General features: G+C 58.3%; 25 protein-coding genes. 11 read left to right on the forward strand and 14 right to left on the reverse strand.

All coding sequences use genetic code 11. The annotated features are described in order from the left end of the window. Positions 1 to 7 precede the first annotated feature (7 nt). The 5 genes from atcA to AAHA39_RS15345 all read left to right on the forward strand — a co-directional run bounded on the left by atcA (position 8) and on the right by AAHA39_RS15345 (position 4,967). Entirely contained in the window at positions 8 to 550 is a 543-nt protein-coding gene (atcA, locus tag AAHA39_RS15325; RefSeq protein ID WP_042032639.1) for a cold adaptation protein AtcA, read from the forward strand. 12 nt (positions 551 to 562) lie between these two features. Further along, positions 563 to 1,330 (forward strand): cold adaptation protein AtcB, encoded by a 768-nt coding sequence (atcB, locus tag AAHA39_RS15330; RefSeq protein ID WP_005343119.1) that lies wholly within the window; start codon positions 563 to 565, stop codon positions 1,328 to 1,330. An 11-nt stretch (positions 1,331 to 1,341) separates the two neighbouring features. Next, positions 1,342 to 2,244 (forward strand): cold adaptation protein AtcC, encoded by a 903-nt coding sequence (gene atcC, locus AAHA39_RS15335; protein ID WP_320656087.1) that lies wholly within the window; start codon positions 1,342 to 1,344, stop codon positions 2,242 to 2,244. Between the two features lie 217 nt (positions 2,245 to 2,461). After that, positions 2,462 to 2,845 carry a hypothetical protein gene (locus AAHA39_RS15340; RefSeq protein ID WP_320656086.1) on the forward strand — a complete coding sequence of 128 codons (384 nt, stop codon included), beginning with the start codon at positions 2,462 to 2,464 and terminating at the stop codon, positions 2,843 to 2,845. 634 nt (positions 2,846 to 3,479) lie between these two features. After that, entirely contained in the window at positions 3,480 to 4,967 is a 1,488-nt protein-coding gene (locus AAHA39_RS15345) for a peptide MFS transporter (protein ID WP_320656085.1), read from the forward strand. Between the two features lie 172 nt (positions 4,968 to 5,139). Here AAHA39_RS15345 and AAHA39_RS15350 read toward each other — a convergent pair whose 3' ends face one another. Next, complete coding sequence (locus tag AAHA39_RS15350) at positions 5,140 to 5,562, reverse strand: ester cyclase (RefSeq protein WP_198505729.1); 423 nt, start codon at positions 5,560 to 5,562, stop codon at positions 5,140 to 5,142. Between the two features lie 154 nt (positions 5,563 to 5,716). Here AAHA39_RS15350 and AAHA39_RS15355 point away from each other — a divergent pair, with 154 nt between their 5' ends. The 4 genes from AAHA39_RS15355 to AAHA39_RS15370 all read left to right on the forward strand — a co-directional run bounded on the left by AAHA39_RS15355 (position 5,717) and on the right by AAHA39_RS15370 (position 8,876). Next, positions 5,717 to 6,640, forward strand: coding sequence for a LysR family transcriptional regulator (locus tag AAHA39_RS15355; protein ID WP_320656084.1), 924 nt, complete (start codon positions 5,717 to 5,719; stop codon positions 6,638 to 6,640). Between the two features lie 336 nt (positions 6,641 to 6,976). Then, on the forward strand, positions 6,977 to 7,135 hold the full coding sequence (locus tag AAHA39_RS15360; RefSeq protein WP_005343116.1) for a DUF5993 family protein: 159 nt from the start codon (positions 6,977 to 6,979) through the stop codon (positions 7,133 to 7,135). Between the two features lie 9 nt (positions 7,136 to 7,144). Next, positions 7,145 to 7,720 carry a disulfide bond formation protein B gene (locus tag AAHA39_RS15365; protein WP_320656083.1) on the forward strand — a complete coding sequence of 192 codons (576 nt, stop codon included), beginning with the start codon at positions 7,145 to 7,147 and terminating at the stop codon, positions 7,718 to 7,720. 595 nt (positions 7,721 to 8,315) lie between these two features. Then, on the forward strand, positions 8,316 to 8,876 hold the full coding sequence (locus AAHA39_RS15370; RefSeq protein ID WP_320656082.1) for a hypothetical protein: 561 nt from the start codon (positions 8,316 to 8,318) through the stop codon (positions 8,874 to 8,876). A 46-nt stretch (positions 8,877 to 8,922) separates the two neighbouring features. Here the strand turns inward: AAHA39_RS15370 and AAHA39_RS15375 are convergent, their stop codons facing one another. From AAHA39_RS15375 to nudF, 12 genes are all read right to left on the reverse strand, one after another. Then, the gene (locus AAHA39_RS15375) at positions 8,923 to 9,561 is read right to left on the reverse strand and encodes a hypothetical protein (protein WP_342690025.1); all 639 of its coding nucleotides are present in this window, start codon (positions 9,559 to 9,561) and stop codon (positions 8,923 to 8,925) included. A gap of 60 nt (positions 9,562 to 9,621) precedes the next feature. Continuing rightward, the gene (parC, locus tag AAHA39_RS15380) at positions 9,622 to 11,916 is read right to left on the reverse strand and encodes a DNA topoisomerase IV subunit A (RefSeq protein WP_201909745.1); all 2,295 of its coding nucleotides are present in this window, start codon (positions 11,914 to 11,916) and stop codon (positions 9,622 to 9,624) included. A gap of 71 nt (positions 11,917 to 11,987) precedes the next feature. Continuing rightward, positions 11,988 to 13,898 carry a DNA topoisomerase IV subunit B gene (parE, locus tag AAHA39_RS15385; protein ID WP_201909748.1) on the reverse strand — a complete coding sequence of 637 codons (1,911 nt, stop codon included), beginning with the start codon at positions 13,896 to 13,898 and terminating at the stop codon, positions 11,988 to 11,990. A gap of 115 nt (positions 13,899 to 14,013) precedes the next feature. Then, positions 14,014 to 16,023 (reverse strand): FUSC family protein, encoded by a 2,010-nt coding sequence (locus AAHA39_RS15390; protein WP_320657338.1) that lies wholly within the window; start codon positions 16,021 to 16,023, stop codon positions 14,014 to 14,016. Position 16,024: 1 nt separating this feature from the next. Beyond that, a complete protein-coding gene (locus AAHA39_RS15395; protein WP_320657339.1) occupies positions 16,025 to 16,891 on the reverse strand; it encodes an HlyD family secretion protein in 867 nt (288 codons plus the stop codon). Then, the gene (locus AAHA39_RS15400) at positions 16,884 to 17,126 is read right to left on the reverse strand and encodes a DUF1656 domain-containing protein (protein WP_104016595.1); all 243 of its coding nucleotides are present in this window, start codon (positions 17,124 to 17,126) and stop codon (positions 16,884 to 16,886) included. Before AAHA39_RS15400 ends, AAHA39_RS15395 begins: the two co-directional genes overlap by 8 nt. 113 nt (positions 17,127 to 17,239) lie before the next feature. Further along, on the reverse strand, positions 17,240 to 17,641 hold the full coding sequence (locus AAHA39_RS15405; protein WP_320657340.1) for a GFA family protein: 402 nt from the start codon (positions 17,639 to 17,641) through the stop codon (positions 17,240 to 17,242). Positions 17,642 to 17,677: 36 nt separating this feature from the next. After that, the gene (locus AAHA39_RS15410) at positions 17,678 to 18,301 is read right to left on the reverse strand and encodes an NUDIX hydrolase (protein ID WP_320657341.1); all 624 of its coding nucleotides are present in this window, start codon (positions 18,299 to 18,301) and stop codon (positions 17,678 to 17,680) included. A gap of 2 nt (positions 18,302 to 18,303) precedes the next feature. Next, positions 18,304 to 18,891: a YqiA/YcfP family alpha/beta fold hydrolase gene (locus tag AAHA39_RS15415; RefSeq protein WP_320657342.1), complete on the reverse strand. Its 588-nt coding sequence runs from the start codon at positions 18,889 to 18,891 to the stop codon at positions 18,304 to 18,306. A gap of 9 nt (positions 18,892 to 18,900) precedes the next feature. Continuing rightward, entirely contained in the window at positions 18,901 to 19,719 is an 819-nt protein-coding gene (cpdA, locus tag AAHA39_RS15420) for a 3',5'-cyclic-AMP phosphodiesterase (RefSeq protein WP_033113016.1), read from the reverse strand. 22 nt (positions 19,720 to 19,741) lie between these two features. Further along, positions 19,742 to 20,230, reverse strand: coding sequence for a DUF1249 domain-containing protein (locus tag AAHA39_RS15425; RefSeq protein WP_156853645.1), 489 nt, complete (start codon positions 20,228 to 20,230; stop codon positions 19,742 to 19,744). Then, on the reverse strand, positions 20,193 to 20,834 hold the full coding sequence (gene nudF, locus AAHA39_RS15430) for an ADP-ribose diphosphatase (protein WP_320657343.1): 642 nt from the start codon (positions 20,832 to 20,834) through the stop codon (positions 20,193 to 20,195). The genes AAHA39_RS15425 and nudF overlap by 38 nt, the downstream gene beginning before the upstream one ends. Before the next feature lie 305 nt (positions 20,835 to 21,139). On the opposite strand from nudF, the gene tolC reads away from it, so the two are divergent. After that, positions 21,140 to 22,465, forward strand: a complete 1,326-nt coding sequence (gene tolC, locus AAHA39_RS15435) for an outer membrane channel protein TolC (protein WP_040067069.1) — start codon at positions 21,140 to 21,142, stop codon at positions 22,463 to 22,465. A 117-nt stretch (positions 22,466 to 22,582) separates the two neighbouring features. Here the strand turns inward: tolC and hldE are convergent, their stop codons facing one another. Next, positions 22,583 to 24,010 (reverse strand): bifunctional D-glycero-beta-D-manno-heptose-7-phosphate kinase/D-glycero-beta-D-manno-heptose 1-phosphate adenylyltransferase HldE, encoded by a 1,428-nt coding sequence (gene hldE / locus AAHA39_RS15440; RefSeq protein ID WP_320657344.1) that lies wholly within the window; start codon positions 24,008 to 24,010, stop codon positions 22,583 to 22,585. 238 nt (positions 24,011 to 24,248) lie between these two features. Between hldE and lpxL the strand changes: the two genes are divergently transcribed. Beyond that, on the forward strand, positions 24,249 to 25,172 hold the full coding sequence (lpxL, locus tag AAHA39_RS15445) for an LpxL/LpxP family Kdo(2)-lipid IV(A) lauroyl/palmitoleoyl acyltransferase (protein WP_320657345.1): 924 nt from the start codon (positions 24,249 to 24,251) through the stop codon (positions 25,170 to 25,172). Positions 25,173 to 25,302: the final 130 nt, after the last annotated feature.

Genomic DNA, 25,302 nt, shown 5'->3' on the forward strand with positions numbered 1-25,302 from the left:
AGCAACTATGCAAAAGAGATGGGACCAGGCGCGGCTCAAGTCGCTGCAAAGCGATGCCAGCGAAAACATCGAATCCTACCGGGATCAGGACGACCCCAAGGGGCTGGAACAGTTCACCGATCAGATGAAGAGCCTGCTGCTGGCCGATATGAGCATGCTGGAGTTTATGCCCGAGTATCTGCCGCTGGCCCTCTATGGCCGGGTGCAGTTCCCGGCCAAGGCCAAGTCGCAGTGGAACAAGTGGCTCGCCAGCGGCGAGCAGCCAAGCTGGGACGAGTTCAAGGTGAGCGTCGGCTTCAACAACGCCGCCCTGCCGCTGGTCAAGGCGGTGCGGGCCCAGAGCGAAGATCAGCTGATGGAAGCCTGCGCCGTGCTGTTCCTGCTCGATAACCCGCTGCCGCGCGGCAGCCACCGCGGCGATGACGACTATGAGCTGCGCGACGAAGAAGATGAAGACGGGGAAGATGCCGACGCCGACTACCATGGCGGCAGTGACCGCTATGGCGATGACGACGGCGATCAGGATATGTACGACGAAGTCCGTTTCTAATTGGGGCAAGGCATGAGCAACAGTCTGATAGAAATTACCGCCATCGAGATCAAAGAGCTGGCCGTTATCGAGCCGAAGCAGGCCAGCGAGAAGTTCGAGCTGATCGCCAAGACCATGTCTGACGACCAGCTGGCAGAAGTGATTGAAAACATTGATATCGTTACCCTGACCCAGATCAACGGCCAGCACGACATATCCTTCCCCTCCATCATCTCCGAGCTGATGACCCCGGAGCGGATCCGCGACATCGTCTGCCAGCAGCCGCTCTACTGGGAAGAGGCGATCAAGAACAACGCCGACGAGCTGCAACAGCACACCTTCGACTTCCTCAACTACCTGATCCGCACCCAGGATAGCGAAGCCAAGCAGCGCGAGATCCTCGAGTGCGTGGCCGAAGATCCGGCCGGTCTCTTCTACCTCGCCATCCCCTTTATCGAGTTCTATCGCGGCGATCGCTATGAAGAGGACGAAGGCTATCGCGACGTGCTGCACGCCGAAGAGGAAGATCTTGAAGAGTCCCTGCGCTACAGCGAGCGCCAGCAGAGCGAGGATGTCCACGACTACGCGCTGGATGACCCGCGCAGCCTCTTGATGCTCATTCGCGAGCTGGCCCCCGAGGTGGAGAAAGCCATCAAGGCACTGCTGCGCAACGAGCACTCCAGCTGGGACGGCATCATCAACAAGTTTGCCGCCGAGCTGGTGATGCAGGCCAAAGAGAAGAACAAGGTCGAGGAAGACGAGTACGGCGACGTCGACGACATGTTCAGCTTTCTGGATTAAGGAGCCCATTCATGCAGTTAGTCATTCGCGATGCCAACCAGGGCCCCTTTCTGACCCAGGTGCTGCGCTTTGGCCGCGACAATGAACTCTTGAGTCAGCAGCAGCTGGCCGCCATCAAGGGCAAGGCGGTGCTGATGAGCCTCAAATTCGCCGACAAGTACTACAACAAGTACAAGATGCACCTGCTGGAGCAGGCCGCCCACGACGTCATCGGCGTGGTGAGCCTCGGCCTGCAGGAGCTCTCGGCGCGGGATCCGGCCAAGGCGCTGGCGCTGCTGCAGGCGCCGGAAGGCCCCATCAAGCCGTTCCAGAAGGGCTGGTCAATGCTCATCACCGTCAGCCCCAAGCAGGCTGGCAACAGCCTCTACGGTGACGTGGATGCGCGCTTGCTGGACAAGATCTCGAGCCCGCCCGATGTGGAGGAGTGGCAAGGGTGGCAGGAGTACGAGAAGGCGCTGACCGAGCACAACAAGAGCCGCCTGATGGAGCTCATCGACCAGCACTTCTTCGCCTGCGAGAGCGACCACCCCACCATGGAGGACAAGCTGGCCGAAGCGCTGCTCTACCGCATCCTCTGCGGCAAGGGCAGTGGCGCAGCCCCGCTCAAGGTGAAGCAGGATCTCAAGCGCAAACTGGCGCGGGAGATTGAGCTCGACGAGGGCTGGTACGATACCGACTATCTCGCCACCCAGCTCGCCCTGATGCTGAATGCGCTGCCCGCCGACATGGCCGCCGCCCTGCGTCAGGAGCTGAGCCCGGGCTTTGTGCCCAACCTGCTACACACCCTCGGCTTTGTGCGCCAGTACCAGTTGCTGCAAAAAGAGAACGCCTCGCCGGAGAAGCTCGACAACATCGAGATGCGCGCCGGTCTCAAGCACCCGCTGCTCGGCTGGCCGCTCTACCACAACTTCTAGGGCGCGCTTCGCCGCCTCTTTATGTTGCCCCCAATGTGGGATAACCCAACGCCCGGCCCGCCGGGCGTTGTTCTATCTACGTCATCAGCCCCCCACGATTGACGTAACAAATCGGGATGCAACCAGTTCAGATGGCTTCATTCAAACCTTGTTCGCAGCTATACTGCCCCCCTGATTCAGGGCTGAATAAACCGGTCATAATACAGGTCAGATTTTTATGCTGCTGCCACTTTTAATGCTTATCAGCGCCAATACTCCGCTACTGTCAGATACCCGCCTTTATCGAGAAGTTACCAATAATTGTAAAAATGTAGAGTTGGAAAATTGGCAACATCCGACCAGAAAGGTATTACTGGAACGAGGCGTTATATTAAAAAAAGTCGAGTTATGTAACGATGGTAAATATCCAATCTATCATGTTCGACTCCCGTATGACCCGGGTGGTCAGACTCAAGATTATTTCAACCCACTCTATGTGGCCATGTATGGAGCCAACGGAAAATGGCCATATGCCATGGTCGATGAGGAAGGGACTATTGTCTATATGACCTATCGGAAAGGTTCTATTATCACACCGGACTACGAGCTTTTCTCACCATAATCAGATTTTCTCTCTGAGGAAAATACTCAAAGCATACAAAAGAAATATATTTCCCTAACAGATAGCATCACGACTTCCAGCCCCTAAATGCTCTGATTGATATATTATTCGACTATCTTAAGTCACCTATCTGTCGAAACTAATCTGTATCACGTTATTACAACAAGAATATATATTAGCCCCTGCGATGAAACGCTCAAAAATCCCCCACACCATCTGGCTCTGAGCAAGTCCTCATTTTCAATATTTATTCACTCAAACAGTGAAACTGAATAAATAAGCTGCCACTCAACATGCCGGCGGCGATGGCGAAAGAGCAGCCAAAAGCGGGATGGTGATCTCACTATCAAATCAGTTCAGGCCCAAATAGGCTCCATTCAACCCCTCACACTCTGATTCCTACCCCGCCAGCGCCAGCTTTTCAGCAGCCCAAACCGCATAAAAAACCGGAATAGATCAATAAAAGACAATTAATCTCGCCAGATTAAATTTCAGGTATGGCTATTTGCACCGCTTGGCCGCTAAATGACAGACCGGCCTTCAGACCAGCATGGAAGCGCACAAGGCTAGCCGGCAGCAGACCGGTACGCTCTCAGGACGAGTAATGACTTTCTTCTCTCACAGGAGACAGACCGTGAGCGCTTCGAATCAACACCCCACCATTCCCCCCGGCTCCGGGGCGCTGTTCTTTATCCAGACCTTCTCGACCCTGGGGTTTGCCGTGCTCTACTCCACGCTGGTGCTCTACGCCACCAAGCGGCTCGGCTTTAGCGAATCCCAGGCCAACGCCATGATGGGGGTCTTCGGGGCCTTCAACTATGGCCTGCACCTGTTTGGCGGTTATCTCGGCGGGCGCTACCTCAGCAACCGCAACCTGTTCGTGATGGGGATGGCGCTGCAGGTGATCGGCTGCTACTTCATCGCCGAGATGGGGATCACCGGCCTCTACTGGGGGCTCGCCATGTTCCTCACCGGCAGCGGCCTCAACGTCACCTGCCTCAACATGATGCTGACCCAGCGCTTCGCCCCGGATGATCACCGCCGCGAGAGCGCCTTCCTGTGGAACTACGCCGGGATGAATCTGGGCTTCTTTATCGGCTTCACGGTGGCGGGCTACTTCCAGCTCACCGAGGATTACCGCACCCTGTTCCTGTTTGCGACGCTGGGCAACATCATTGCCATCATCGCCACCTTCGCCTGCTGGCCCATTCTGGCGGATATCAGCACCCCGCTGCGCCATGTCAAAGGGAGCGGCTTCTACCGCCGCATGCTGGCCGGTATCGCCATTCTGGCCATGCTGGTGCCGGCGCTGCGTCTGCTGCTGACCCATGCCAGCTTCAGCGGCAGCTTCGTGCTGATCCTGGGCGCCGTGGTGTTGGTGCTGCTCTGCGTGATGACCGCCCGCCACCCGGACGCCGCCGAGCGCAGCCGCATGGTGGCCTATCTGATCCTCGCCCTTGGCTCCCTCATCTTCTGGTCGCTCTACCAGCTGGCGCCCATGGGGCTGATGCTCTTCTCCGAGCACAACATCAACCTCAACGTGTTCGGGCTGCGGGTTGCTCCCCAGTGGATCCAGAACATCAACACCCTCGTCATCGTCATCGGTGGCCCGCTGATGGCGCTGCTGTTCAAGCGACTGCGCGAACAGGGGTGGAATATCGACATCCCCTCCCAGTTTGCCGCCTCCCTGTTCTGCATGGGGCTCGGCATGCTGGTGCTGCCGCTCGGCATCCATCTGGCGGGGGCCGACGGGCTGGTCGCCTTCAAGTGGATCGCCATCAGCTATGTGCTGCAGAGTTTTGGCGAGCTGCTTATCTCCCCCATCGGTTACGCCATGATCGGCAAGCTGGCCCCCGCCAGCCTGCAAGGCTTGATGATGGGCTGCTGGATGATGGTGACCGGCGTTGCCTCCGTGCTGGCGGGCTATGTCTCCAGCGCCATGCCGCAGAATATCGGCAGCTCACCGGTGGCCACCAACCCGGGCTACAGCTCGGTGTTCAACATGCTGGGCTGGGGCTCGATGGCGGGCGGGATCGTCCTGCTGTTGCTGGTGCCCCGTCTGCGCCTGCTGATCGCCTCGAAAATCACCCCACCTCCGGCGGCGGCAGCTATCCCCGTCTGATGGGCTTGCACCGCCTGCAATAATGGCGGCGTGATCAACAGGCAAGAACAAGGGCCCCGCAACTCCGGTTGCGGGGCCCTCTTTTACTGACCGTCAGGCAATAGACCGAGCCGTAGCACTGCCTTGGCTTTCCTCTGATAGTTCAGACCTGAAATCAGCAGCCACCCCTGTTTCAGGCGAAGTCAACGATCCCCAGCTGCTTGGCCATGGCCAGCTCGTTGCGTTCGACAATCTCCTCCACCACCTTGCCCTCGGCGTTGAATCTGAAATAGGTCAAGGCACTCCAGGTCACATCCTTGCCAGTAACATCGAATCCTTTCCAGGTATTTGAGCCTTTGGCGACGTGGGTCAATGCAACGAATACCTCGTCTTCCGAGCTCATTATTTTCTGAAAGGAGGTTTCAATAGACTCATAACGGTCGACCACACAGGCTGACAATGACTTTTTAAATTGCTCAAGGGTGGTAATAGGCTCTGCGCAGTCAGGTCTGAATATACAAAGATCTTCCGAAAAATATTCACTCACCCGTTCAACATCCTTGCCATCTACGCAATATTTAAAGTAATTAATGACTGTATCGACGTTATTGCTCACAGGCGACTCCCGTTTTATTAATTGACATCCAATTTAACTAGAAAATATGATGCATGGAATATCTGTTACTGCCAGACGGGGCCATAGTACAAATCCGGCAGGAGATGATAAATGCAATAACAGGAAATCTCTTTTATAAAATCAGGAAGAATCCATGGATAGATGGACTGAATATGAAGTCTTTGTGCAGGTGGTCGAATTGGGGAGCCTCAGCAAGGCCGCAGATGCACTGGGCTTGTCCAACCCAGCAGCCAGCAGGCATCTGGCCGCACTGGAGCAGCGACTCAATGCACGGCTCGTCGAGCGAACGACCCGGCGCCTGTTTGTCACTGAAATCGGTGAGCACTTCTATGCCCGCTGCAAAACAGCGCTGAATGAGATGCGAGAAGCCATCGATGAAGTCAGTATCAAGACTGGAATGCCAACCGGGGTCTTGAAATTGACGGCTTCGCTGTCACTGATGCTGAATGTCATCTCCCCCTTGATACCGAAATTCATGGCAAAATATCCCGGCATTCAGGTCGAGTTGATTGCCAATAATCGCTATCTGGATATTATCGAAAACAATATCGATATCAGTATTCGCTCAAGAGAGTCAGAGCCGGACTCCAGCCTGATTATTCAACCTCTGGCCACTGCACCACGTATTCTGGCGGCCTCTCCGGAATATATTGAGCATTATGGCGAACCGGAAACGCCACACGATCTGAAAAAACACCAACTATTGCTCTACAGCTATCACAATCCCGGAGAGCTGACCATGATGAAGGGCTCGATAAAATTACGGGTGCCAACCACGCCCACCATTGAGTCCAACGATGCCCAGATCCTGCTCGCCAATGCCAAAAACGGCATGGGGATCCTGGCGCAGCCCGTTTATGCCATTTATGACGAATTGCGCAGCCAGCGCCTTAAACCTGTACTCACCGACTGGACACTGCCCGACCTCTCCATCGGCATGGCCTATGCAAACAGAAACTTTATTCCGTCCAAAACCAGGGTGTTTATCGAATTTATCAAGGAAGAGTTTCAACAGTTCGATTATGAGCAGCGCAGGCGCCACGTCTGCGCCTGCTGATCGCCTCGAAAATGGCCCCGCAATCATGGATTGCGGGGCCTCTGCTTTTGGTGGGATGGCTGATTCGTTTCAGGCTGGCGGTGCGACGCCAATGGTTATTTTTGCACCAAAGAAGCCAATCTATTTTTTACTGTCGCACTGATGAAACAATCGCGCAGATCGGGGGTAAGGGGAATCGACACAACGTCAGCAGCCCGGTAGGTATTTCCCGCCGACAGGGGTACGATGAGTGAAGTCGGAGCCATATAGCGACGGCTGTTAGCCGGGTCGCCCTGTGCCGCCCGCCATATACTCAAAGCCTTGTGAGCCCGACTCACCACGATAAGGAGAGATGAGATGTATATGTTTTTACCCTTCCTGCTGGCGCTGATAACGGGGATCAGCATCTTGCTGAACAAGCGTGGCGCCTCCTATCTGCTCTGGGCTCTGTTGCTGGTGGTGACCCTGCTCTCCTTTATGCACCATGTGACCGACCCGCTCACCCTCTCGTTCTAGGAGCCCGCCATGAGCCTTTCGACCTCTGCCACCGCCGCGAAGAGTAACCTGCCCCAGCTGCTCGATACGCTGGGGCTGGCGGGCATCTGCCTGACCCTGATCGTCGCCTTCTATTACCAGCTCTATCTGGCCGAACTCCCCTGCCCCTTGTGTTTATTGCAGCGGGTCGGCCTGGTCGTCGCCGGTTTCGGCTTTATGTTCAACCTGCAATTTGGCGCAAAAGGGGCCCACTACGGCATCGTGATTGTCGGTGCCCTGACCACCGCTATGATCGGCGCCCGACAGGTGCTGCTGCATATTCTGCCCGGCGATCCCGGCTACGGTTCCACCTTTCTCGGGCTGCACTTTTATAGCTGGTCGCTGATCAGCGCCCTGCTGATCATCCTGGCCGTCGCCCTGATATTGATGGTGCGGGACGGGCTCGCTATTGCGCTGCCCAAGCTGGGTCTGGCGCGCTGGGGACGCATGGCCTCCCTGCTGTTTGTCTTGCTGATTGCGGCAAACCTGATCTCTACCGTGCTGGAGTGCGGCGCGGGACAGTGCGCCGATAATCCCGTTATCTATGACCTGCTGAGCCTGCGTTAATCACCCTCAAGGTGGCGGCCAGTCCGCCACCTTTTATTGCCGCGATATATTGCCGAAAGGCGCAACAAACCCGACCCGTTGCAGCAGCAACCTCGCGGGTTTAATAGCGGTGCAATTTCATTGCACCCTACGGTTAGCTCCCCTCACCCTGACCCTCTCCCAAGGGGAGAGGGGACTGTATCGAACCTGCCTAGTGCTCTAGCTGCCTTCTTCTAAGCCACGCATCACCAGCTGCTTATGTCACCGCCATCCGATTTTGCTACGAGCGGCGCTCCCTTCTCCCCTTGCGGGAGAAGGGTCGGGGATGAGGGGGAACAAACTATCACAACAGAAGCAACCGACAAGCAGCAGAACGTTAAAGAAAACAGAGAGAAGTAGGGTCGATTAGCGAAGCGTAATCGTCCGCACCGCAATCTCGGTGGCGATGGACATAGAAAAGAGATCAGCTGGAGCACCAGCAGAATTACGGCAACCTGTTTTCACGATCGTCTGATTACGCTGCGCTAATCAGACCTACCGCCGTTTTATAGCAATGAACTTTATTTATATGTAAGATATTAAAACAATTTATAGTATATCTAAGGCATTTAAAAACATGCGTAACCTGTTATGTATAACTTTAATTATGTTTCCATCATTTTTACTTGCAAACGGACATAATAATCCACCATTACGCCTATATGAACGTAACACACCAATATCGAATATCCTCGTCGAGTATTTTCAAGATAGTTCAAAAAAGAAATTAAAAAGCTGCTCTGTATCAAAAAGTACAGAGAGTGGATTTCTTTCTATTGTTTTCTCAGATGATAAAGGGATCGGTATTTTCACAAATAGCAGAGACTCCAGTCAACTTTTTTGCAATGAGAAAAACGTACATATTAAATCTTTGCAAATAAGTGATAACTCAACTTTATTGAATAATAAAGCGCACCCATTAAGCAATACTGTTAATTGTGACTCGAGATATACAGCAAGTTATTTTTGCGATAAAAATCAACTGAAGGAGTGTATAACACCATACACAAACAAAAAAATAATGTTAACTTCTGGAGTAAAAACAAAGATTATTGACTCCTTAGATAAAGCCTTAGATTCGGATGCAATATTAACTTTCAGCAATTGCATCGACAACATAACAAAAAAAGACTCATGAAGTATTTGATTGGGTGGTTTGTAAATGACTACAACCACCCATTAAATTAATTAACCTTCAGAATTTCCTTGCCATACGCAGTGTTACATTGCACGTACTCTAGAAGCTTATATAACTCATCAGGTTCATTTCTTATCACTTTCAGGCTATCCATCGTCGTTTCCCTTGGTAAAACTTTGGTTGAAAAAAGTTCGCCATAAATCTCATTTTGCAAACATGATATGAGATCTCTGGTGAAACACGATATTTCTCTAGATACCCATTCTAACTTACTAAAAAAATCATTTTTTTCAAGATATGGTTGCTCCCTAGAAAGCTCGTATAATTTTGCTTTAATCATGAGGCGAGTTGTTCTAAATAACAAAGGATTTAAAATTTCGTGGCATTCCAATTCTTTGCAAAACAAATACGTGACATGCTCAAGTTGCATTGCGTAGTCAATTCTTTTAGGGAGTTCCGCCTCATGTCCATCTGCTTTATTAACACGCAATATCAACGCTTTTAAAGATAGTTCATCACAAGTAGATGTCAGTGAATTGGAGACAGAAAGCAATTGTTCAAATATTTTAATTTGATGTTCTTTTTTAAAATTGGCCCTTCTTTCCCGTTGAGCCTGATAAATTGGGACAAACAATCCAAAAAAGGCTAAAAAGACAGGTGAGAAATCCTTTATAAAGTCGTACATAAATCCACCAAAAAAAATATTTATAATAAGAAAGGGCGCTTTCGCGCCCTTCTATATTAATTACCCTTCCTGATTTTCCCCGGCTACCGGTTCGGTTCCGGCAGCGGGTTCAATCTCGATGCGATCCACCCGCTGCAAACCGCGGGGCAGCTTGGCGCCACGGCGGCCACGCTCGCCGCGGTAGTAGTCAAGGTCAGATGGCTTAAGAGTGAGCTTGCGCTTGCCGGCAAACAGGGTGACCGACTGCCCCTGCGGGATAACGGCGGCCATCACCACAAACTCCTCCCGCGCCTTGACGCGAGCAGAGGGGATGCTGATGAGCTTGTTGCCCTTGCCCTTGCCAAGCACCGGCAGGGTGTTCATCGGGAACAGCAGCATCCGCCCCTCGTTGGAGATGGCCATGCAGAGATCGGTCTCGGGCGAACCAATCTTCTGGGGGGCCATCACCAGACCCCCTTCCGGCACGGTGAGCAGCGCCTTGCCGTTCTTGTTCTTGCCGATCAGGTCGTCATAGGTGCAGACAAAGCCGTAACCGGCATCGCTGGCGATTAGATACGGCTCGCCTTCATTGCCCATCACCAGATGACGCACCTCTTCACCGGCACCCAGTGCAAAGCGGCCGGTGAGCGGCTCGCCCTGACTGCGGGCGGAGGGCAGGGTGTGCGCCTCCAGCGAGTAGGTGCGGCCAAAGCTCGACAGGAACACCGCCTGCTGGTTGCTGCGGCCAAAGGCGTGGGTGAGGTAGTTGTCCCCCGCCTTGTAGGAGAGCCCCTCGACATCCACATCGTGGCCCTTGGCGGCGCGCACCCAGCCCTTGTCGGAGAGGATGACGGTGACCGGTTCGCTCGGCACCAGCTCTTTCTCGGTCAGCGCCACGGCGGTGGCACGCTCCACCAGCGGGGTGCGGCGATCGTCGCCATACTTCTCGGCATCGGCCAGCAGCTCTTTCTTGAGCAGGGTGTTGAGGCGACGCTCGGAGCCCAGGATCAGCTCCAGCTTGTCGCGCTCTTCGGCCAGTTCGTTCTGTTCGGCGCGCAGCTTGAACTCTTCGAGCTTGGCCAGATGGCGCAGTTTCAGCTCGAGGATCGCTTCGGCTTGGGTCTCGGTAATGTTGAAGCGCTCCACCATCACCTTGCCCGGCTCATCCTCGGTGCGGATGATCTCGATCACCTCGTCGATGTTGAGATAGGCGATCAGCAAGCCTTCGAGGATGTGCAGGCGAGCCAGCACCTTGTCGAGGCGGAACTGCAGACGGCGACGCACGGTCTCGCGGCGGAACTGGATCCACTCGCTGAGGATGGTCTTGAGGCACTTCACCTGCGGCCGGTTGTCGAGGCCGAGGATGTTGAGGTTGACCCGGTAGTTCTTCTCCAGATCCGTGGTGGCGAACAGGTGGGCCATCAGCCCCTCCACATCCACCCGGTTGGAGCGCGGCACGATCACCAGACGGGTCGGGTTCTCGTGGTCAGATTCATCGCGCAGGTCGGTGACCATCGGCAGCTTTTTCGCCACCATCTGGGCGGCGATCTGCTCCATGATCTTGGCGCCGGAGGCCTGATGGGGCAGCGCTGTGATGACGATGTCGCCATCCTCCTCGCTCCAGACCGCCCGCTGCTTGATGGAGCCCTTGCCGGTCTCGTAGATTTTGCGGATATCGTCGCGCGGCGTGATGATCTCGGCGTTGGTCGGGTAGTCCGGCCCCTGAATGTGCTGCATCAACACATCGAGCCCCGCATTGGGGTTGTCGAGCAGCTCGGCACAGGCGTAGGCCACTTCCCGCGCGTTGTGGGGCGGGATGTCGGTCGCCATCCCCACCGCGATACCGGTCACCCCGTTGAGCAGGATGTGCGGCAGGCGGGCAGGCAGCACCACCGGCTCTTTCATGGTGCCGTCGAAGTTCGGCGTCCACTCCACCGTGCCCTGACCCAGCTCGGAGAGCAGCAGCTCGGAGAAGCGCGACAGCCGCGCCTCGGTATAACGCATGGCAGCGAAGGATTTGGGATCGTCCGGCGCACCCCAGTTACCCTGACCATCCACCAGCGGGTAGCGGTAGGAGAAGGGCTGGGCCATCAGCACCATGGCTTCATAACAGGCGCTGTCGCCGTGGGGGTGGTACTTACCCAGCACATCACCCACGGTACGGGCGGATTTCTTGTGCTTGGAGAGCGCCGACAGCCCCAGCTCGCTCATGGCGTAGATGATGCGCCGCTGCACCGGTTTGAGGCCGTCGCCGATATGCGGCAGGGCCCGATCCATGATGACGTACATGGAGTAGTTCAAGTAAGCCTGTTCGGTAAAGGTGCGCATTGGCTGGCGCTCTACCCCGTCCAGACTGAGCTCGATAGCATCACTCATATGTTTTTCTCTTGCTATGGCGCGCCCCTGAAGGGCACGCCTGAAATGCGGGTCGGCAAGTGACCGACGGCTTAGATGATGGCGAGGTTGCCCTTCTCTTCCAGCCATTCGCGGCGATCGCTCGCCCGTTTCTTGGCCAGCAGCATGTCCATCAGCTGCAGGGTCTCGTCAGCCGCATCCCCTTCACTCTCCCCTGCCGGATCCATGGTGAGCTGCACCAGACGGCGGGTGTTGGGATCCATGGTGGTTTCCCGCAGCTGTTTCGGGTTCATCTCACCCAAGCCCTTGAATCGGGTCACCATCACCTTGCCCTTCTTCTTCTCGGCTTCGACCCGCTGCAACACGCCGTTCTTCTCGTCCTCGTCGAGGGCGTAGTAGACCTCTTTACCGATATCGATCCGGTAAAGCGGCGGCATGGCGACATAGACGTGGCCCTTCTCCACCAGCGCACGGAAGTGTTTTACGAACAGGGCGCAGAGCAGGGTGGCGATATGCAGACCGTCCGAGTCCGCATCCGCGAGGATGCACACCTTGCCATAGCGCAGGCCACTGAGGTCGTTGGAGTCGGGGTCAAGACCGATGGCGACCGAGATGTCGTGAACTTCTTGCGAGGCGAGCACCTGACCGGCCTCCACCTCCCAAGTGTTCAGGATCTTGCCGCGCAGCGGCATGATGGCCTGAAACTCGCGATCCCGCGCCTGCTTGGCACTGCCACCCGCGGAGTCACCCTCCACCAGGAACAGCTCCCCCTGCATGGGGTCGGCGCAGCCACAGTCGGTCAGCTTGCCGGGCAGCGCCGGGCCCTGGGTTATCTTCTTGCGCACCACCGTCTTGGCGGCACGCATCCGGCGCTGGGCGCTGGAGATGCAGAGCTCGGCGATCTGCTCCGCCAGCTCGGTGTTGCTGTTCAGATAGAGGCTGAAGGCATCCTTCACCACGCCGGAGACGAACGCCGAGCTCTGACGGGAGGAGAGGCGCTCCTTGGTCTGACCGGCGAACTGCGGATCCTGCATCTTGATGGAGAGGATGTAGGCGCAGCGATCCCAGATATCTTCCGGGGTCAGCTTGACCCCGCGCGGCAGCAGGTTGCGGAACTCGCAGAACTCGCGCATGGCGTCGAGCAGACCCTGACGCAGACCGTTGACGTGAGTACCGCCCTGCGCAGTGGGAATGAGGTTCACATAGGATTCGGCGAGGCATTCACCCCCTTCCGGCAACCAGCAGAGTGCCCAGTCCACCGCCGACTGTTCGGAGCTGAAGGAGCCGATAAAGGGCTGCTCCGGCAGGCAGGTGTACTGCTTGACCGCATCGACCAGATAATCCTTGAGGCCATCTTCGTAGCACCACTCCAGCTTGATGCCGGTGTTCTTGTCGAGGAACTTGATGGTGAGGCCGGGGCAAAGTACCGCCTTGGCTTTGAGCAGGTGCTCCAGCTTGGTGACCGAGAACTTGGGCGAATCGAAGTAGCTCGCCTGCGGCCAGAAGCGCACCCGGGTACCTGTGTTGCGACGACCGCAGGTGCCGGTGATGGTCAGCTCCTGCACCTTCTCGCCACGCTCGAAGGCGATGTCATAGACCTGACCGTCGCGACGTACCGTCACCTCGACCCGATCGGAGAGGGCGTTTACTACCGAAATACCCACCCCGTGCAGACCGCCGGAGAACTGGTAGTTCTTGTTGGAGAATTTGCCGCCCGCGTGCAGCTTGCAGAGGATCAGCTCCACCCCGCTGACCCCCTCTTCCGGGTGGATATCGACCGGCATGCCGCGGCCGTCGTCGATCACTTCGAGGGACTGGTCTTCATGCAGGATCACCTCCAGATTGCGGGCGTGACCTGCCAGCGCTTCATCGACGCTGTTGTCGATGACCTCCTGGCCGAGGTGATTGGGCCGGGTGGTGTCGGTATACATGCCGGGGCGGCGACGCACCGGTTCAAGGCCATTGAGGACCTCAATGGCATCCGCATTGTATTGAGTAGACATGGAGGGCCTTGCGAATTGACGTTTGGGGAGAATCTTACTCGTTGGGAGGGTATTGGACAAACTTGGCTGCGGGAAAGGGTGATCCGGAGGGGATTGTGCCCCTCCCAAGGCTATTTCAGCTCCCCTCGGCAGGGCCCGGCAGCGCCTGTTGCAGCTGGGAGAGCGAGCTTTGCAGCCGCCACACCATGCCTGCCAGCTCTCGCGCCGTGCCATCGCCATGGTTGGCCAGCCCCTGACTGATCCGCTGCAGCTCGGCCAGCGTGCGGTCGAGGGAGGCGTGCTGCACTCCCTGCTCGGTGAGGATCCCCTTCAGGCAACGGATGCAGTTGTCGCGCACCAGATAGAGGGGGTGCTCGTCACCGCGCCACTGGCGCAGCTGCCAGACGATATGGCTGCAGTTGAGCAGCACCACGCCCCAGCGCAGCACCCAGAGGCGGGCAGTCTGATCCTGACTCTGACCGAGCTGACTGATGCAGTGGTAGATCAGCGACTCGAACTGGCTCTCGCTCTGGCGCGGGGCCGGCTCCAGCTGATCCATGAAGTGGCGGCGCAGGGAGCGGATGAGGCGGCGGCTCTTGCGCCGATCCGAGCTGGGGCGCAGCAGCTGAAACGCCAGCGCGGCGCTCATCACCCCCAGCATCTGGGCGAGGCTGCTGTTGATGAACTGCTGATAGTCGTAGCTGGGCGGATTGGTGATGGCGAGAAACGAGCCGAGCAGCACGATCATCTGGCCCCAGAGGCCCGCCTGCCGCACCTGTTGCTGTTTGCAGAGCTGCATGGTGAGCAGCGCCGGAAAGAGCAAGAGGCAGAAGACCCAGAAGTCGTCGATGCGGATCATCAGGCCAAACTTGACCGCAAAGCAGATGAGGCTGAGCAGCAGGATCGCCCTGAGCATGGTGTTGGCCCCCTGAGCCGGGGCCGGGGTCGCCGAGTAGAGCACGCAGCAGATGGAGAGCATGGTGAGCGCCGAGCTGCCCGCATCCCACTGACTGTTGATCCAGAAGGTACAACCGAGCAGCACGCAGAGGAAGGTGCGCCCGCCGTTGTAGGCGGCCTCCAGCGTGTCGGTATGGCTGGTGAGGGAGGTGTGACGGGGCGGCGCCGGCCACTCCTGATCGTCGTAGCGGGTCAACCGATCGAGCCAGCGCTGGCACTCCAGATAGCTCCAGCAGAAATGGCGCAGCCGCAGCAAAAAGGTGCGCAGCCGGTAATCATGCTCGCTGGTCGGCATCAGGGGAGCCAGCAACCTCGCAACCCGATACTTGTCGCACCCCGGCTTGCCAAGCTCGGCCAGCAGGGTAGCGAGCAGCGCCTGAATGCCTTCCGGTTGTTCCGGCCAGTTGTGCAGCATGCGGCGCTGGCTGGAGATAAGGCTGATGAGCCGCAGCTGGCGATGGAGCAGGAAGTTGAGCAGCCGGTTCTGGCGCCGCAGCCGGTGATGGCTCCAGACCGCCTGAATACGCAGCACGTTCATGGTGAGGATCTGGCCGATCAGCCCTTCGTGGGAGCTGCGCACCTCGGGCGTCATCTCCCCCAGCCAGAGCAGCTGGGCATGCTCCAGCAGGCGGGCTTGGCTCTTGCGCAGGGATTCCAGCAGGGTTTCGCTATCCGAGGTGCTGGGCAGGATCATCATCATCAGGCCACCGCAGAGGATACCGATGATCACCTCGCTCACCCGCGCTTGGGCAATATCGAAGATGTGGTGGGGATCCGCCACATTGACGCAGGAGAAGGCGATGATGGCGGCCGTATAACCACCGAGGGCAAAGGCGTAGGAGACGTTGTTCTGATAGTGGTTGGAGATGTAGGTACACAAACCCAGCCAGAGGGCGATGAGGAAGCTGAACAGCCAGGGATCGCTGATGCCAAGACCGGTGATCACCACCGCAGCCATCGCCCCCATCAGGCTGCCAACCACCCGCCCCAGACTCTTGCTGATCACCCCGCCCACGGTGGGAAAACTCACCACGGCAGCCGAGCTCATCGCCCAGTAGGGGGAGTCGAGCTGCAGCACGAAGGCCAGCCAGAGCGACAGGCACATGGCCAGCGCATTGCGCAGGGCATAACGCCACTGCCCCCCTGTCGCCTTCCCCCAAGGGGTGCGCAGCCAGAATGACTTGCTCACCCTACTCGCCAATGGTGATGGTGCAGGTGGTACCGGCGATCAGCGTCACGTCCGCCGGCACCTCCAGCAGCTTGATCCGCACCGGCACCCGCTGGGCCAGCCGCACCCAGGGCACGTTGGGTTTGACGTCGATCAGCAGGCCGTTGCCGCCATCGACGCTCTGATCGTGGATGGCGCGCCCTATGCTCTCCACCTCGCCACGCAACCGCTGCTCACCGCTGTAAAGCACCACTTCGGCCGGTTTGCCCGGCGCTATGTGGCCAAGCTTGGTCTCTTCAAAATAACCCTGCACATAGAAGGAGTGAGTATCTACCAGCGCCACCAGCGGCACGCCGGCGCTGGCATAGTTGCCGACCCGGGTCTGCAGGTTGGTGATGTAGCCATCGCTCGCGGCATGCACCCGGGTCTTGGCCAGCGACCACTCCGCCTTCTCCAGATTGGCCTGTGCCACCTGATAGGCCGCCTGCATCGCCTGGGCATTGAGGCGCGCTTCGTCCATCGTCTCGGCTGAGATGACGCTGCGCGACAGGCCGCTACGGCGGTTCGCCTCGTGCTCGGCCTTGTCGAGATCCGATTTCGCCTTGGCCAGCGCCGCCCGGGCATTATCGAGGGCGATCCGGTAGGGCTCGGGGTCGAGCGTAAAGATCTCCTCCCCCGCCTTCACCAGCTGGTTGTCCTTCACCGCGATCTTGATGATCTTGCCCGACACCTCGGGGGTAATGCTGACCAGCTCGGCGCGCACCTTGCCATCCCGGGTCCAGGGCCCCTGCATGTAGTAGTTCCACAGCCACCAGCCCGCCGCCAGCGCCAGCGCGCAGACCAGCAGGGTGGAGAAGTATTTGAGGGTCGCGAGAGGTGATTTAGCCATGTAACAGCATCCATAGAGCGCCGCTGACGGCGAGGATAAAGAGGGAGAGATCCATCAACAAGGGGTGCCAGACATCCCCGCCATAGAGCCAGTCACGCAGCAGATGGTGCACCGGCAACCAGCCGAGCAGGCCGAGCAACACCGCCTTGAACAGCGGCGGAAAATAGAGAGAGGCGCCCAGTACCAGATCCGGCAGCGCAGAAGGAGTTGTCACAAACGTGCTCCCTGTTGGCAGTGAAGTTCAGAAGAGTCAGGCCATCCCCTGCCCCGGGCGAGGCAAAGTAAACAGGCCGCTAAAGATTAACACTGCCCCGCAGGGCGCAACAGGAACATATGAGCCCCTTTTGTTCAGACATGTCGATCCGCTGGGTGATGCACGCCATCGCGCGTCGGCACCTCCCCCAGCTCGAACGGGTTGACCCCCTCGAGACAGGCGAGGTTGTAGCCATACTCGGCTGGGTTGGAGCGGCGCTGATGGTGGGTATAGATGCCGCAGATACTGCAGAAGTAGTGTTTGGCGGTGCGGGTATTGAACTGGTAGCTGCGCAGCACCTCCTCCCCTTGCAGAATGCGGATGCCGGACAGCGGCACAGAGGCGACGATAGCGCCCCGACGTCGGCATAACGAACAGTCACAGCGACGCGGATCAACCACCCCATCCGGCAGGGTCAGCTCCAGCACCACGGCGCCGCAGTGGCAGCTGGCCTTGTGTTTCTCTTGAATCGGGGTATTGCCGATGCGCTTGATCATCCTGCCTCCTTGCAGACGGGTTCACTTCCTCAGATGTCAATCAAACAGGGTATCGCGCAGCCCCTGCTGCAAGTGCTCATGGAGAGTGCGCAACTGGGAGGCCACCACCCGATGGCGGGAGAGCGGGGGCAGGTTGTCGATGGGGAAGTACCCCGCCCCTTTGGTTTCATCGGTTTCGCCCAGCATCTGGCCGCCGGTCACCTCGCACAGAAAGAAAGCCTTGTGCGCGTGGGGCAGCTGGGGCGGATGAGGATGTTTCAGCTTGTCGAACAGGGCCAGCAGTTGCACCGCACGGCACTCAAGGCCGGTCTCCTCCACCACTTCACGCACCACGGCATCCGCCGGCGAGTCACCGATATCGCACCAGCCACCGGGCAGAGTCCAGCAGTCGTCGCTGCGCTCCTGTACCAGCAGGATATGGCCCGCATCGTTCTGAATGAAGGCCCGCACATCGAGCTTGGGGGTGGGATAACCGCTGTCGAGGGCAATCCAGTCGCTAATGGCTTCCGGCGCCAGCTCGCTCTGGTTGGCGATAAGGGCCACGGTGGCCGCTCGCAGCGCCTCGAAACGGCCGATATCGAAGGGATCTTTGGAGTAGGTGAGGCCCGCTTGCGCCGTGGCCAGTACCTGTTCCAGAAAGGCGGCCAACGGCGGTTGCATGATTAAAGCCCGAGGAAACGGATAATCTGGGCGGGGTAGCGCTCGAACGCCACAAAGGCGTGGTCGCCGCCGCACTCCAGCGAGAGACGGGCAAAACGGTATTCGTCCAGCGCCTTGCGGTAGTCGAGCACCTCGTCCTCCTGCTGTTGCAGCACCCAGAGTCGCTCCGGCGCCGTCACCGGTACCGCCAGTGCCCGCAGCTCGTCCATATGTTCAGGCAGCAGTTCGTACTGCTCGCCCGTATAGGGATTGGTCTGGGGGCCTAGGTAATCACAAAGCAGCTCGTGGGGGCGCACCGCCGGATTGATCAGCGCCGCGCGGCAGCCGTACTGCTCGCTGACCCGGGTCGCCATAAAGCCGCCGAGGGAGCTGCCCACGGCGCCAAGCTTGAATTCGTTGCCATAACGGCTCTGCAGATCAGCGATGGTCTGCTGGATGGCCGCCCAGGCCGCCGCCGGGGTGTTGGGCTGGGCCGGGATCACCACCTCGATATCGGATCTGTGTTCTGCCACCCAGGCAGCCATCTGCTGCGCCTTGGCTGAACCGGGCGAGGAGTTGAAACCGTGCAGGTAGAGGAGAACAGGCTTCATGACGACTCCTCAATAACCGGTGGCATTGGGGTCGGGCACAAACTGCCCCACCGGCAGACGCCACACCTGGCTGGCGATACGACCATCCGGGTAGAGGGTGAGGTAGCGCCAGCCCGGGCCTGACTCGTCCAGCGCGAAGCCATCGGAGAGCGGTTTGAACTGAATGCAAGTCGATGGGCTGGCGATCAGCCGCACGCCGCGGTGCACCTCGTCAAACTCCTGATGGACGTGGCCAAACAGGATGGTCTTCTGCTGTGGGTGACGCGCCAGCACGGCAAACAGATCGTCGGCATTCTTGAGATTGTGCTGATCCAGCCAGGCACAGCCCACCGGCACCGCCTGATGGTGCAGGGCGATAAGGGCATGGCGATCCGGATACTGACGCAGGGCGCGGTCGAGCGCCTCCAGCTGGTGATCGCCGATCATGCCGTGGGGTTTGCCACGAACCTGGGTGTCGAGCAGGATCACCTGCCAGTGGTCGCCCACCAGCTGTTTGGATTCGCTGATCCCGGCGGCATGGAGCTGCTCGGTCATCAGGGGACTGTCATCATGGTTGCCGGGCAGCCAGTAAATGGGGCGACCAAGAGGCGCCATCATGGAGGCGAAGCGCTGATAGGACTCCGGGCTGTGATCCTGCGACAGGTCGCCGGTCGCCAGAATCACCTCGTAGGGATGGTCGTTGGCCTGCACCCGCTCCAGCACCGCAGCCAGACTCTCGGCGGTGCGCACAGCCAGCAGCCGACCCTCGGCACTGGCAAAAAGATGGGTATCAGTAATTTGCAACAGGCGCACACTGCCGTCCTGCGCCTGGGGGAGCTCTGTTTCCAAAATCACGCTTCTTTATATTTGTTCAACTGGAGATATTGATCGGGCTGGTACCATGTCTGAGACAAAATTTTAGCCACTCGGCCAGAAACAGATTTACCTGCTCCTTTTCATCCCGCTGGTGCATCTTTTTATTGGGATAATCATAACGTGGTTGCAAACGGGAAATCTGTTGCGCTGCACACACTTCCGCCATCCGCACATCATGATACAAACGAATCTCTATTTGAGCCTGTAAATATTCGGGCAATTCGGGGTTGTGCTGACTCAAAAGAACCTGAGTTGTGAAGCGGCTCTCACCACAAATGGTGAGCTGGAACTGCAGATCGTTGCCGACCCGATAGCGGCGCTCGGCTCCCACCTCCCCTTCCGGCGGCAGCAGCTTCATCAGCGCCATATAGTTGACCTCGCAAGTTCTCTGCAAGGACATCAGATCAGGCACATAGCGCCTGCTCTGTTGCAGGGTCAGCGCCACCTCAGCGATCCGCCAGCCAGCGGGCACGCAGCTCGCCATGGTTGAGGGCCAGCCACTGCAGGGCAATGACCGAGGCGGCGTTGTCGATACGTCCCTCTTTGAGCCAGGCATAGGCCTGCTCGCGGCTCACCACGTGCACCCGGATATCCTCGCCCTCATCAGCAAGGCCGTGCAGACCGCTCGCCTTGCTCGCATCCACCTCGCCCACATAAACCTCGATCCGCTCGGTGCTGCCGCCCGGGCTCACCAGATAGCTGATGGCATGTTCGCAGCGGGCAACCTCGATCCCGGCCTCTTCCACCGCTTCGCGGCGCACCACCGCCTCGGCGGTTTCCCCTTCATCGATGATGCCGGCTACCAGCTCCAGCAGCCAGGGGGTGGAACAGGTCTCCATGGCACCGATACGGAACTGCTCCACCAGCACGATCTGGTCGCGCACCGGATCATAGGGGAGCAGCGCGGCCGCATGGCCCCGCTCGAACAGCTCGCGGACGATGGGCTGATTCCAGCCACCAGCAAATAACCTGTGCTGCAGGCGATAGACGTTCACCTTGAAGAAGCCGTCATATCCAGCTGATTTTTCAATGATTTTCACATCATCAGCGGCATAGTGCCGATCTTGTGGCAAGGGTTGCTGCGACATCCGGGGCTCCCGTCAGCTTGACTTGTATCAGTTTGACCATAAAATCCGAGGAACATGAATGAACGTTCATTCACTCGGCGTGCCATGGCAATGAGGGGTGGATTTTAGCAGCCACAGACCATTTGGCTAGGCGCGCGGGGAGAAAACTGCCGCTGGTTCTTGACGTTCCCGTTACCGGACCGAAGACTCTTAGCATTAAATTTTGCTTATAGTAGAGTGATTAAGCTGCAATCAAGCTTGGTTGATGACAATATTTGCCCTCTCCAGCAACCATTTTGGGTTACTACATAAGGTTAAAACGATCTATGAAAAGAACACTTTTGTCCGTCATGGTGTTGCTGGGCGTCAGTGCCGGTGCCCACGCCGAAAACCTGCTCGATATCTACCAGCAAGCACAGATCAAAGATCCGCAGTTGCTGCAATCCAAAGCGGTTCGCGACCAGGCCTTCGAGAAGATCAACGAATCTCGCGCTGCGCTCTTGCCCCAAATCAACCTGGGTGCCGGTCTGAACTACCTGCAGAACAAGAATGATACCCAGACCAACAACAAAGCCTCCGGTTCTATTTCTCTGGATCAATCCATCTATCGTCGCAGCAACTGGGTCAATCTGGATCTGACCGAGAAGGGCGCTACCCAGTCCGATGTCGCCTACAACCTCGAAGTCCAGAACCTGATGGTGCGCAGCGCCACCGCCTATTTCAACGTGCTCAAGGCGATGGATACCCTGGAATTTGTTCGCGCCAACAAGGTTGCCGTGGAGCGTCAGCTGGAACAAACCCAGCAGCGTTTTGAGGTGGGTCTGACCGCCATCACCGACGTCCATGAAGCCGAAGCCTCCCGCGACCAGGCGCTGGCTGACGAGATCAATGCCGAGAACACCCTGGACAACAGCTACGAAGCCCTGCGCGAGCTGACCGGTGTCGATCACCGCAATCTGGACATCCTCAACACCGAGCGTTTCAGCCCGCAGAAGACCGCCTTCGGTTCTGACAAGTGGCTGGAGCTGGCGCTGGACAAGAACCTGCAACTGCACAATGCCCGCATCGCCAAGGACATCGCCAAGCAGCAGATCGATCTGGCCAAGACCGGCCACGAACCGACTCTGGATCTGGGTGCCGGCCTGCAAACCAGCAATACCGACTACAAGCTGGACAGTATTCCGGGTGGCAACGACAACCAGGCCAATATCGGTCTGACCTTCAAACTGCCGCTCTACAGCGGTGGCGCAACCACTTCCCAAGTGAAGCAGGCCCAGTTCAACTACGTGGCAGCCAGCGAGCTGTTGGAGAAGAACTTCCGCTCGGTGCAGAGCACAGTGCGTTCCTCCTACAACAACGTGAACGCCAGCATCGGCTCGGTACGCGCCTACAGCCAGTCTGTGGTCTCCGCCGACAGCGCCCTGAAGGCAACCGAGGCCGGTTACGAGGTGGGTACCCGTACCATAGTCGATGTGCTGGACTCCACCCGCAAGCTCTACGAAGCGAAGCAGAAGCTCTCCGAGGCCCGTTACAACTACATCCTCAATATCCTGAGCCTGAAGCAGGCTGCCGGTGTGCTGGAAGCGCAGGATCTGGTGGAAGTAAACCAGGGTCTGATGCCGGCTACCGCAAAAGCCAAAACCAAAGCCTGATAACCGTTATCGGGAATGAAAAAGGCGACCGCAAGGTCGCCTTTTTGTTATCCGTGTTGCTGTCGGCTTGCTCCCGCCGATAGTGAGCCCCGCCAGATTACGGGGCCAGGGGAGCGGTTAGCTGCGCTCGCGAATCGTCTTGATGATATCGGTGGTGGAGCAGCCATCCTCGAAGTTGAGGACGCGCACTTCGCCGCCATTGGCGGTCACTTCGGCGTAACCGGCAATATCTTCCGGCTTGTAGTCGCCGCCCTTGACCAGCAGATCCGGCAGGATCTCGGCGATCAGGCGCTGCGGGGTATCTTCACCGAACGGCACAACCCAATCCACCGCGCCCAGCGCAGCCAGTACGGCCATGCGACGCTCGGTCGGGTTGACCGGACGACCCGGCCCTTTCAGACGGCGGACAGACTCGTCGGTGTTGACCGCCACGATCAGGCGCTCCCCCAGCTTGCCGGCGTTGGCCAGATAGGAGACATGGCCGGCGTGCAGGATGTCGAAACAGCCGTTGGTCATCACTACCTTCTCGCCGCGCAGACGGGCGGCACGAACTGCCACTTTCAGCTGGGCTTCCGACATGACGCCAAAACCGGTCTCCTGCTCGGTGTAGAGGGCGTTGGCCAGCTCGACCGGACTGACGGTAGAGGTACCCAGCTTGCCGACCACGATACCGGCGGCGGTATTGGCCAGCGCACAGGCTTCGTCCAGGCTCTTGCCAGCGGCCAGCGAGGTAGCCAGGGTGGAGATGACGGTATCACCGGCACCGGTCACATCGTAAACCTCGTGGGCCTGAGCCGGCAGATGCAGCTCCGGCTGGCCTTCGCGGATCAGGGTCATGCCGTTCTCGGAACGGGTGACCAGCAGGGCATCCAGCTCGAAGCGCTTGACCAGATCCAGCCCCTTGGCGACCAGCTCCTCTTCGCTCTTCACCTTGCCGACTACAGCCTCGAACTCGGACATGTTGGGGGTCAGCAGGGTGGCGCCGCGATACTTCTCGAAGTCGGTTCCCTTGGGATCGACCAGCACCGGAATGCCGGCGGCTCGGGCACGCTGGATCATGCCGGGCACATCGTTGAGGGCACCCTTGCCGTAGTCAGAGAGGATCATCACGTCACTGTTTGGCAGTGCCTGCTCGACCTTGTTCATCAGCAGGGTGGCATCGACGGAGTGGAAGGGCTCTTCAAAGTCCAGACGCAGCAGCTGCTGGTTGCGGGACAGCACGCGCAGCTTGGTAATGGTCGGGAAGTCGGCCAGACGAACGAAGTCACAGGCCACCTTGACGCCAGCCATCTGGCCAGCCAGCGCATCGGCCGCTTCATCCTGACCGGTCAGGCCAAGCAGCACGGCATGAGCGCCAAGGGCGGCGGAGTTGAGGGCAACGTTGGCGGCACCGCCCGGACGCTCCTCAATGTGTTCAACCTTGACCACGGGCACCGGTGCCTCGGGCGAGATCCGGCCGGTGGGGCCATGCCAATAACGGTCCAACATGACATCGCCAACGACCAGAACGCGGGCTTTTTCAAACTCGGGCAGGGTGATCTTCATCTGTATCGACTCTCAAAACCTGAAAAATCAGTCGCCGATTTTATCACACTCTTTTATTTGAGGGAGAAAAAGCAAACCCGTGGTTTCCCTTAAGAACGCGGAAGGAAACCCATAGTTACCCTTCGCGCCATACGGACAAGATGCAAGCAGCCCCTCTGACCAGCAGATAGCCATTCGCCCCCGCCCCCCCTTTTCGGCTAGAATCCCCCGATTGTTTTCGCAAGCAAAGAGATTCTCCATGGCCCATGACAACGCTCCCCGCCTCGAGCCCCGCCTGTTTCATCCCCGTTACTGGGCCAGCTGGTTTGGCCTCGGCCTGCTCTGGCTGCTGACTCTGCTGCCGTGGCGCTGCCAGATGTGGCTGGGTCGTCAGCTCGGTCATCTTTCCGCCAAAGTGCTCAAGTCACGGGTGAAGATTGCCCGTCGCAATCTGGAGCTGGCGCTGCCGGAGTTGACTCTGGCCGAGCGCGAGAAGCTGCTCAAGCAAAACTTCGAGAGCGTGGGCTGCGCCGTATTCGAGGTGGGTATCGCCTGGTTCTGGCCGGACTGGCGGATGCGCAACCTGATGAAGGTGGAAGGGGAAGAGCATGTCATTGCCGCCATGGAAAAGGGGCAGGGCATGCTGCTGCTCTCCTGCCACTTCCTGACGCTTGAACTCAACGCCCGCTGTTTCGGTCTGGTCCGCCCCGGGGTCGGGGTTTATCGCCCCAACACCAACCCGGTGCTGGAGTATGCCCAGTATCACGGTCGCTGCGCCTCCAACAAATATCTGGTAGACCGGATGGACGTGAAGGGGATGATCAAGGCGCTGCGCAACGGTGACGCCCTCTGGTACGCGCCGGATCACGACTATGGCTCCCACGCCAGCGTGTTCGTGCCCTACTTCGCGGTGGAGCAGGCAGCCACCATCACCGGCACCGCCACTCTGGCGCGGGTGAAGAACACCGTCACCCTGCCCTGCTACAACATCCGCACCAGCGAGGGTTACACCCTGCATATCGGGGCGCCCCTCGCCGACTACCCGAGCGGTGATGACATGGTCGATGCCGCCCGCGCCAACCGCGAGATTGAGGCCGCCGTACGCAAAGCGCCGGAGCAGTACATGTGGCTCCATCGCCGCTTCAAGACCCGCCCCTCCCCCGAGGATGCGGGTTTCTACTAAGCCGCAGCCCCCGACTGGGGCCAGATCGCCAAAACCGACAAACCGCCTGCTGGCGGTTTGTTTTTATCTGCTGTCAGCCCTGCGCGGCAAGCAAGATCCCCCTGCGTCAACCGCACCATAACCTCCAGCA

It is taken from the genome of Aeromonas sp. SE22, from assembly GCF_038739755.1.
Taxonomy (GTDB): domain Bacteria; phylum Pseudomonadota; class Gammaproteobacteria; order Enterobacterales; family Aeromonadaceae; genus Aeromonas; species Aeromonas jandaei.